Genomic DNA, 10,921 nt, shown 5'->3' with positions numbered 1-10,921 from the left:
TGGTTGGGATCCATCAGACTTGCTTCCCGGGGGGATATATTAAAGAAACGGCAGTCAAATTCATCAATCCGTTCAAGGTATGCACCTTTTTTATATTTTACCTGCCTGGTGTCCTTTCCTTTAAACCTGAAATACAAGTCCAATTCTTGGGATCTTCCCTGGGGATAGTCTGATATGCAGTCCCTTCCTGCTTTCAGGGCTTCCCAGAATTCATTTGTACTTCCTGCCAGAGGTAGTTTTACTGAAATCCCTATTATGCCTATATCTCCGGTATCAGTTTCTTCAACTTCACTTATATTCAAACCATTCAAACTTTTAGCCAATTCCCCGAGATCAATGTTTAACATATCTGTATCCTCTCTAAATAGCATAAAATCGTTTAAACTATGCGATGTAATACAACTTCCGCATAGAAACATATACAATTTTCCCCGTTAATGCATTTATTTCCCAGCATAAGGTGTGTTTTTTATTAGCAAATATTTGCCGGTTCTTTCTGTTGAGAAGGTTTCAAAAGCCACCTTTCTTTTTTACACTTAATTAGCGTGTTGTGCTAGTTGCTTAGAGTTGCATATGTAGATGTTAACGAAACTTCGGATAAGGCAAATTTTTGTTTGAGCGAAGTGAGCTAAATTTGTATCAAGGCGAGTATTGGAACTAAACCCGAAAATAAATCAACTAGCCGGGTAGAATAAACTAATAGTATAAAAATTCAAAGAATTAATTATGGGTTCTTTTATGTGAACCCATAATTATAACAAGCTGGAAACTACTTATTAACGGTTCCTACGCCAAAATCGAATTATTCTTTCCTGAGTTTCTTACTGAAATATTCTTTTTGTAATCTTTATGCAAATCTATAAACAATACTATAATTACTACAAAACTAATTATTATTGCAATAGTCAATGTCGTATCTCCAAATTCCTTTATGCGGTCAAAAAACCCTGACTTAACGGAAGTAAAAAGAACCCCTGTGCTTACTGCTTGGAATATTATGGACGATATAGTCGAATTCATATAAACACATGCTAGTGCGTATAAGAGCGCTGAGACAAAAGCATATAATCCTACAGCATATCCAATTAAAAATCCATTTGGTATTCCATAAGCCAAAGCGGAAATCAAGACCGCTGCATAAGGTGAGAATCCACTGCGTATTTCACCGAAAATTATTCCCCTGAATATCATCTCTTCAAGTACAACCGTAAGTGTTACCACAATTACCGATATTACAAAAATCTTGTTCCCGTTTACCTGCCCGACTACTATATCTTTAAAGAAAGGAAAGCTTTTAGCAACAAGTGTTGTATTCATAAAACTACTTGTAAAAACACCCATAGCAATCCCTATTATTACTAGTTGGACAGTATTTTTTACACTTATCTTTGACAGATTTAGCGCTTCAAAATAGTTCTTTTTCCTCAGTTTGAAGACCAGGAAATATAGTGATAATGTTATAATAAATGCAATTACATATACATAATTCATTTCTTGTACTTTATAAGCGTCTGGAATTAAGTTTGATTTAAACCATACATTTGTTACCAAAAAGGTTGCTCCATACATAATAACAGCGTACAGTATTACGTAAGCAAAAATTTTTATTTTCTTTGTCATATTATAACCTCCTATTAGTTAAACAGTATAATAAACTACTTCAGACCAAGTATCATAGTACTCCGAATCCTCACCCCCTGCGTTTATTATTTTTACTGGTATACGTAGTTTTCTTTAGTCCTCCTTCCTATATCTTTAAAACATTATCAGGTAATTACACAATCGCTTCATAAACAACGCAGTAGTCATCTATAGATGGAAGAAACTTTTTATACTTGATAGTAAACTTCTTCTTCAACCATTTCTGTGAATTGAATAGATTTTTTATGTCACTTAATGGGTAGTAATACACAATTTTTAGTGCTCTTGGTGACCTCTCAAAAGATTGCTCTATGTTTTTCAATACTTCCTTCATAGAATTAATATAGAATGGATGAAAGAAATAAAATATGGTGGCGTTGTCAGGTATAACAAAGTCGCATGCATCACAGTTCAAAACTGAAATATCTACATCCTTTCTGCTGCTGCTCAGATAATTTTTTATGTTTTTCTGTGCAACCTTGTAAATTTCTTTCGATATCTCGACTCCAACAATGTTTTTTATTCCGAATTCTGCAGCCATAAAGAGGACTTTACCCTTGCCTGCTCCAAAGTCTATAAAATAATCATTCTCATTGGCTTCTATAGTTTTCATTGTCTTATAAAAAATCTTGGCAGGCGTAGGCTCATATGGACAACCATCGATATTTTCGTCTATATTTCTTTCAATTTTGAGAGTTTCGATTCCATGTTTTTCATCAAATTTCTTTTCACTAAAATAAGATAAAGCGACCGAAATAAAATGAAACAAAGCATCACTAAAAATAATGCACTTCATTTTAACTCCACTGAAAACATTTTTAAATTTAACATGAGTATTCTCTTTTTTAGGTAGACTCTCCATAATACTACACCCCTTTTTTATTTTTGTCTCAAATCCCGACTTTTCTGGTAAATTCCGGCGCATACTCACTCAGTTGCACCAGGCACTCGGAAAGTTCCAGTTCGCCGTGTATAAGTCTGCTGATAAGCCTTGTTATAATCTCAGGACGTTCACTCTGGAAAACGTTACGACCGACTGCAACCCCGGCAGCGCCTGCCGTCAATGCATTATCAATCATTGTCATGAACTTCCTCGAACTGTCCATTCTTGCACCTCCCGCAACAAGTACAGGTATTCTTACTCCGTTGATAATTTTTCTTGTATCTTCTATTGTACCAGGGTAGTCCACCTTTACGAGGTCTGCTCCCAGTTCCTCTGCTAGACGCGCAGCGTGGGCAATTTTAGTCACATCCTTATTAGCCTTGTTGAATGTATAAACCATAGCCAGCAACGGCATCCCCCACTCATGACAGGCACCTGCAATTTTTCCGAAGTCTTTGATCATCTCTGTTTCGTTTTGAGTTCCCAGATTGACATGAATTGACACTCCGTCCGCACCCAACTTCAACGCTTCTTCAACAGTACTGACAAGCACTTTTGCATTTGAATCCGGTGCTAAAACTGTTGAAGCAGAAAGGTGCATTATGTACCTGACCTTTGCCAACTCTGGGTATTGGGTGACTACTTTCAAAAGACCTTTGTGCAGTATTACACAATCAACTCCCCCAGCCGCAACACGCCTTAATGTACTGAGATAGTCCTCTATTCCATCAACAGGACCCAGTGTTATTCCATGATCCATCGGAACTATGCATGTCCTTTTTGAATCAGGATTAATTAGTCTTGAAAGTCTTAATGTCTTACCATACATTTAAAACAACTCCCCACATTCTTCACACTTCTTTATGAGACTTATCTCTCTTCCAGACGCTCATCAATCTTTATTCCTACATGTCTTCCGCCATTGCAGACGTATGCCATCATCTCATCTCCAGCTTTTATTGTCGAAGCATTCCGTACCTCTCCGTTTCCTCCAAAAATACGTATATGCCAATCATCCTGTACAATCGTGTTAATTCTTATCCCATTAAATTCGGATTCTATTTTCAGCAAAGGCCTCATTTCAATCTTTACACGGCCTACGCTCACTTCCCTGGTATTACCCTCTGTGTCTACGCAAAGAACCTTGCTTCCCGCTTTAAGTTCTGTTATGTAGCCGGTCATACCGTCAGGCATCCATACATATGAATGTACTGCACCTGCATTGACTCTGAAGGGCCTTAATTCCATGTAAGGCAGGAAGTGTGTCTCGGAACTTACCAGAAGGCCTCCATTTGAAGTAGAACCTACTATCATTCCCTCGTTTGTTCCCAGAAGATTTGTTGTATCTATACAGGCTCTATATCCCATTCCTATATGCTGCACATCTATAACCTTTGCTTTTACCAGCTCTATTTTGCCAATCTCTTCTTTCTCCATCAGTTTGTCAACCTCCATAATCTCTTGAAGATCATCAGTCCTCAGTACAACTCCGTCACTTCCTGATTCCATTACACCGAAGGCGATTTCCGCATCCTGACAGTTGTTTACTACCTTCAAAAGAACTGTATCTTTGCTTTGCAAACGTGCTATAAGCAACTCAAGAGGTATATTGGTTTCATCCACTAGTTCAACTACCAGATAATCGAACTTCTCTCCTGTCTTCCACGCCTCATCCATACCTTCATAATTTGAAACCTTCGCAAACGCAGCTGTCTTATAGCCTCTTTCTTTTGCCTTGTACAGTATTTCAGTTTTCTTTGAAAAAACAATTGCAGTGTCAGGCACGTCCCCAAGATTTGCCTCGTCATTCAACTCAACAATTATCTTCATTCTGCCTGGAGGCGTAATCCTTTTAAGCATATCAAATCCAATCATGATACACCGGTACCTCAGGTTGTAAACCTTGGGCATTATTATTTCTTCATCCTTTAAACTTCTTGCATCAAAACATATCATTTTAGACATTTTCACTAAATCCTTTCTATAATATATTTTTAATTTTTACTCTCGCCTGATCATACTATTGCTTTGTTCAAAAGCACTTAATCTGTACTTTTATCCAGCCTTGCAAACAAACTGTTAAGATCACTATAAATTTTGTATATCTCCCTTTTAGCCTTACTGAAGTATTTTCTAAAATCTATTATTTCGCTATTTCTGGCTTTATCAGATATTGCATTGAGCAGTGAAATGTTTTTGTCCAATCCGCGTATTATATCTCCCGGTACATTACAGTAAGTTGCAATGTCTTTTAAAAAATCCCTGAAGAATATGAACTTATACTCAAATGATGAAATCGTCTGGGTGAAAAAATCTTTTATTTCAACGGTTTTTTCTGAATCGACTGCTATTACCTGGATTTCGTCCGCCAGATCCTTTAGGGCGGCAAGGCCAAGGCTGATATTATATCTAGCTCCATTCTGCTCTATCTCCACCCTTTTAGATACTAAAAATCTCTTTAAATTCTTTTTAAGTATTGCCATCCCTATAATGCCAGGGGCAACTTTATTTATGTTCGATGAATCCACTTCATGTACTATATAAGGAGGACTTACTTCATTTGCCGGATGTCCTTTCATGAATTCCAAGGCACTTATACCTTTAAATGCTTTATACAGATCGCTTTTATTCATCTCACCAAAATAATCAAAACTGCTGTCATATACTACATAGGACCTCTTTGTTATATCAACAAGTAAGAATGCATGGGACATCTCCAGCATAGTTCCTGGATCACTGACACCGTCTTTCTGGTTATACCAGTTATTCATCTTCTGTATGTATTCTTCTTTGTCAATATAATAATCAGGTGAAAAGTTCAGAAAGTACGTTGTACCTCTTAAAAAAGCCAGCTTATTTTCCTTTACAAGCTTATGGCAGTATCTCATACCTTCATCAAGTGTCGGGAAGGTTTTTGTATGCATCAAAACACCTAATTCATCTTTTAAGAAACCACCCATCCCTTCTAGATGACCAAAATTAATACCGAAATATTTCAACATACCGGTATTCCTGACTATATCCTGTAAACTTATATGACCTATAAGGCAGTGGCCTTCCCCTGCATACAGAAAACTCGGAAGTATTTGAATGTTTTCCTCATACTTCAACTTTTCACATAATGCACCTGTTGTACAATCTACATAGAAAGGATATTTGTAAGATGGAATAAAGCTAATGTTATATTGTCTTTTTACTGATACAACTACTTCTTCTTTGCTTTTTTCACGGCCGCATATACCCATATCAGCTATTTCTGAACAATATTCTGCAATATCCTTTAATACTTTTTCAAACAGTAAAGTAAACCTGTTTATCTCGTCATGCTCTATATACTTGGCATTGTATTCTATACTGAACTGCATCTTTCCATCTATCACCGTCCCGGCAATGTCAATACAGCTATAATGCTTGTCTGAAAGTTTTATTTTGCTGCCGGACTGTTCGGGGCAAACAGATAGTAATGAGTGTTCATCTTTATCAATCAGACTCTCTAATTGTCCCAGATATTGAAAAGATACCTGCAGATCGGATAACTTAATTAATTCATTTCCGTCTATATACCTGGAAATACCAAAGTTTAGGCCATTACCCGGCATGTCTCTCAAATTTTCTTTAGTGTATAATATGGTTTCTTTCAGACCAGCCTGTTTTTCAAAGTATCCTGGATATCTTGCCGTAAAGCAGCCTACTGTCCTGCTCAAATCAACACCCTCAATTATTTCTTCTCTTCCATGGCCTTCAAGAGCTATAGCTATACCCTCAACTTCAAAGGCATCTGCCAGCGATAATGTCAGGGCTGATAGCAATATTTCATATGTTTCTGTGTCAAAAGCTTTGTTTGCCTCACTCAAAAGTTTTGTTGTATATTTGTTATCCAGTTGTATTTCAATACATTTGAAATCTTCCGGTTTGTTATCTCCTATTTTTACTTTCGTCAACGGCTTAACTATGAGAGGATCTATCTTTTCCCAATAATCTACATCTACAAAATAGTCAATCGAATAGTTTTGTAATCTTTCCGCCCAATCCTTGAATGAAGATGTCTTTTGCGGCAGCACATACTGAAGCTGTGACTGGTAAAGCTTATTAATATCTTCCAGTAATATCCTCCATGATACTCCATCTATCACTAGGCAGTTAATGGAAATCATAAGCCTTTTGCCTTGCTTAGCCAGATCAAAAACAATCCCTTTTATAAGCAAGTCCTTTTCAATATCCAGTCCATCCTGTACTTTCTCACTGATGTCTTTCATTATTTCTATCTGTTCTTCATAAGTGAACTCTGACAGATCAACTATATCCAGATTGAACTGAACATCGGCCATTTTTCTGTTATACTGCACAACTTGTCCATCTTCAATCTTAAATGACATCCTTAGGGCATCATGGTGCTGTATTATTTTTCTGAAAACCCCTTCCAGCAGTGTTAAGTCAGTATCACTCCCCAGTAAAAACATATTGGTATGATTCCGGTAACGGCGGTATTCTGTATTACGTTCAAAAAACCACTTCTGTATGGGAATAAGAGGTATATTGCCTTCCACTTCTTTCTGAATAATGCTTGTGTCTACAGAAGCAAGGTTTACATTTTCTACTATCAAAGCAATTGTTTTATATTTCACGATATCCTTTACTGCTATATTTAAACCAAGTTGATTTGTCTTGGCTACTACTTGTATAGCTTTTATTGAGTCTCCGCCAAGTCCGTAAAAGTTATCTTCTATGCCAATCCGGTCAATTCTTAATACTTCCTTCCAGATAGCAGTAAGCCTTTCTTCCATTTCATTTCTCGGCTCTACTATTTCAGTCTTATATTCCTGACCAGCAGAATGAGAAGGAAGAGATTTCCTGTCTATCTTCCCATTTAGAGTCATCGGCATCTTCTCCAACTGTACAAAGTAAGTGGGCACCATATAATCCGGCAGTTCTTTGGCAATATGTTCTCTTAATTCCAGTGAAGAAATCAGACTGGTGGCAACATAATATGCAGCAAGGCTTTTATTGCCCTCCGTATCTTCCGCTGTGACAACAACAGCTTCTTTTACCATGGGATGACTCAAAATGCAGGATTCCACCTCCCCTACTTCTATTCTATGCCCTCTTATCTTGACTTGATTGTCCATCCTGCCTAAGAATTCTATATTTCCGTCGGGCAGCCACCTTGCAAGATCTCCCGTTCTATACATCCTCCCCGCCTCTACGAAGGGATTTGAAACAAATTTTTCTGCTGTAAGATCATGTCTGTTCAGATACCCTCTTGCAAGCCCATCCCCTGCTATGCATAACTCTCCAGGAATTCCTATTGCCTGAAGCTGATTATTTTTATCTAAAATATAAATACTGGTATTTGCTATCGGTTTGCCTATATCCATTTCTTCGAGCTGTGTTAATTCCCTGACTGCAGACCAGACTGTGGTTTCTGTAGGTCCGTACATATTATATATCCTAGCCTGGGTTACACTCCTTACTTGGTCTAATAACGTTTTAGGAAAGGCTTCTCCACCGATCATTAATTCACTTATTTTTCTAAGGCATTTAGTGATTTCTCTTTCACTCATCAATAACTGCAGCCTTGAAGGAGTCATCTGCAGCATATCGATATTGTTATTTAGGATAACCTCTCTTAAAGCTCTTACGTCTTTTTGCTGCTCCTCAGTGGCTATTACCACTCTTAATCCTTTTGTAAGTGACAGCAAGGTTTCAAGTACAAATATGTCAAAACATATTGTTGTCAAGGCTAATATGGTTTTACCTGGAATAAATTCTATTTTCTCCGTGATTCCCTGTATAAAATTGTTTACTCCCCTCTGTTCCAGCATTACTCCTTTGGGTTTTCCCGTGGAACCTGATGTATATATCACATACGCCAGATCTTCGGATGTACCAATCTGTCCCAGATTTGTTGCTTCCCCCTGATATATTGCATCCTCCTCTATATAAACCGATTCTATGGATAATTCAGCTATTTTTTCTTTAAGACTCTTCTGTGTCAACAGTAATTTTACTCCGCTATCTTCAAGCATATAGTTTATTCTGTCCTGGGGGTAATCAGGGTCTAAAGGCAGGTATGCCCCTCCGGCCTTCAATATTCCGATTATGCCGATAATCATCTCAAGTGAACGCTCTACCATTAAACCTACAATAAAGTTACTTTTTACTCCTTTTCGGATTAGCAGCCTTGCAAGCTGGTTTGCTTTTTCGTTTAATTCCATATAAGTAAGCCGCTTTTCTTCAATTACTAATGCAATGTTTTCCGGAGTATCCTTTACCTGTTTTTCAAACAGTTGGCTGATTGTTTGTTCAATCGGATATTGCAGTGCTGTATTGTTAAAGTCAAAAAGTAATTTCTGCTTTTCTTTCTCAGACAGCATACTTACATTTTCCAGCTTTATTGCGGGATTTTCCAAAACCTCTTCTAATATTTTTATGTAATGTCCTGCAAGCCTCTGCATCGTTTCTTCTTTAAAAAGCTCTGTACAGTATTCAAAAGTGAAGAATACCTGTTCATCCCTCTCAACTGCATTCAGTGTAATATCAAGCTTTGATTTTTTGCTGTCAATTATGTATTCTTTAAATTTCAAGGATGATATCTCTACAGTTTTTATGTCCATATTCTGCAGCATAAGCATTGTGTCAAAAAGAGGGTTTCTGCTTAAGTCTCTTTTGATATCCAGCTTCTCCAGAAGCATTTCAAACTGGTAATCCTGGTTTTCATAGGCTCTTAAAGCATTCATCTTCACACTGTGCAAAAACTCTTTATAGGTTTTGCCACCTTCAGGGTGGTTTCTCATTGCCAGGGTGTTTATGAACATGCCAATTATCCCCTGTAAATCCCCGTGCTGCCTTCCTGCTATGGGGGTACCTACCACTATATCCTCCTGCCCTGTGTATTTAAACAGGAGTACGTTATAAGCTGCCAGCAGCACCATATACGTTGTGCTGCCTGTTTCTTTTGCCAGCTCATTAAGCTTTTTTGTAAGCTCTCTGCCTATTTCAAAATTTATACTACTTCCTTCAAAGCTTTGAACCGCAGGCCTCGGGTAATCGGCAGGCATGTTCAATTCGGGTATTTCACCACTGAATGTGTCAATCCAGTACTGTTCCTGCCTTTTGATGGTTTCTCCTCTAAAAAACTCATTTTGCCATGCAGAGAAGTCATTGTACTGAATGCTGAGCTCGGGAAGCTGCACCCCTTCATAGAGGCTGGCAAAGTCTCTTATCAGTATACCCATGGATGTACCGTCGAATATTATGTGGTGCGTATCACAGATGAGTATATGCCTTTTTTCACCCGTCTTCACCAATCCCACTCTTATGAGTGGAGCTTTGCTCAGATCAAAGGACCGCCTGTATGATTTTATTATTTCACTGACTTCTTCTTTTGCTTCAAAGTAATCTATTTTAAACTCTACATTTTCATGTATAATCTGTACTATTTTTTCTTCTTTTACCTCAAAAGATGTTCTCAGTGTTTCATGCCTTTGAATAAGCTTTTCGAACGCTTCCTCAAGCTGCTTCCTGTCAAGATTCCCTTCTATTTGGGTTATTCCGCCCTCATTGTAGGCGGTACTGCTCTGGTCCATTGCATAAATCAAATACATCCTTTTTTGTGCTGATGATACTTCATACCATTCACTTTTTTCTACAGGCAGTATGGCTTTGTAATTACTCCGGCATGCACTGTCAATGTATGCCGCCAGCTGCTTTATTGTAGGGCTGCTGAATACTTCCTTTAAAGATACTTCTACATTAAGTTCCCGGTGTATCCTGGCTATAAGAGTTGTAGCTTTTAGTGAATGACCTCCAAGCTCAAAGAAGTCCTGGTTTATACCTACTTCATCTATACCGAGTATATCTTTCCACATGCCGGCAAGCTTTTCTTGTGTTTGGCTGCACGGCGGTTCGTATCCTTCTTTTTCGTTTTCACGTATTTCAGGTAATGCCTCCCTGTCCACTTTATTGTTAGGAGTCAGAGGTATGCTTTCTATTTTTACGTAGTATGTAGGAACCATATACCCGGGAAGGTTTTTATTCAGGGTATCCTTTATTTTGTCCCTGCCAAGTTCCACACCTTCTGACGTAGTATAATATGCTGCGAGGCAACTTTCTCCCTTACTGTTTTTTACCTGCACCACAACACTTTCTTTTACACCATCTATGGCTTCTATGGCAGCTTCCACTTCACCTGCTTCTATCCTGTAGCCCCTTATCTTTACTTGAAAATCCCTTCTGCCAAGGTACTCAAGCCTTCCATCAGGCAGCCTCCGTCCAAGATCTCCGCTTTTATATACACATTGTCCGCTTCCCGGAGGGTCTTCCACAAATACCTCCAGGGTCTTCTCAGGTTGGTTGTTGTAACCCCCGGCAAGGTATTTGCTCCTGTATGCAAGTTCT

General features: G+C 38.1%; 6 protein-coding genes. All 6 read right to left on the bottom strand.

What is annotated here, in order from left to right; genetic code table 11:
• A partial coding sequence (locus N3I35_12590; protein MCX8130923.1) for a hypothetical protein occupies positions 1–347 on the bottom strand: 347 nt, incomplete at its 3' end.
• Between the two features lie 439 nt (positions 348–786).
• Positions 787–1,620 carry a CPBP family intramembrane metalloprotease gene (locus N3I35_12585; GenBank protein ID MCX8130922.1) on the bottom strand — a complete coding sequence of 278 codons (834 nt, stop codon included), beginning with the start codon at positions 1,618–1,620 and terminating at the stop codon, positions 787–789.
• A 154-nt stretch (positions 1,621–1,774) separates the two neighbouring features.
• Complete coding sequence (locus tag N3I35_12580) at positions 1,775–2,503, bottom strand: class I SAM-dependent methyltransferase (GenBank protein ID MCX8130921.1); 729 nt, start codon at positions 2,501–2,503, stop codon at positions 1,775–1,777.
• A gap of 28 nt (positions 2,504–2,531) precedes the next feature.
• The gene (locus N3I35_12575; GenBank protein ID MCX8130920.1) at positions 2,532–3,353 is read right to left on the bottom strand and encodes a 2-amino-3,7-dideoxy-D-threo-hept-6-ulosonate synthase; all 822 of its coding nucleotides are present in this window, start codon (positions 3,351–3,353) and stop codon (positions 2,532–2,534) included.
• 41 nt (positions 3,354–3,394) lie between these two features.
• Positions 3,395–4,489, bottom strand: coding sequence for a 3-dehydroquinate synthase II (locus tag N3I35_12570; protein ID MCX8130919.1), 1,095 nt, complete (start codon positions 4,487–4,489; stop codon positions 3,395–3,397).
• A gap of 77 nt (positions 4,490–4,566) precedes the next feature.
• Positions 4,567–10,921 (bottom strand): amino acid adenylation domain-containing protein (locus tag N3I35_12565; protein ID MCX8130918.1); only part of this gene is annotated, 6,355 nt, incomplete at its 5' end.

The organism is Clostridia bacterium (genome assembly GCA_026414765.1).
Classification (GTDB): Bacteria; Bacillota; Clostridia; order Acetivibrionales; family DSM-27016; genus SKW86.
The sequence above is the reverse complement of the archived record's forward strand: the minus strand, read 5'-3'. Positions and strand labels throughout refer to the sequence as shown.

Excerpts from the sequence above, each read along its gene's own strand:
- N3I35_12585 (MCX8130922.1), bottom strand. The coding sequence starts at position 1,620 with ATGACAAAGAAAATAAAAATTTTTGCTTACGTAATACTGTACGCTGTT.
- N3I35_12580 (MCX8130921.1), bottom strand. The coding sequence starts at position 2,503 with ATGGAGAGTCTACCTAAAAAAGAGAATACTCATGTTAAATTTAAAAAT.
- N3I35_12575 (MCX8130920.1), bottom strand. The coding sequence starts at position 3,353 with ATGTATGGTAAGACATTAAGACTTTCAAGACTAATTAATCCTGATTCA.
- N3I35_12570 (MCX8130919.1), bottom strand. The coding sequence starts at position 4,489 with ATGTCTAAAATGATATGTTTTGATGCAAGAAGTTTAAAGGATGAAGAA.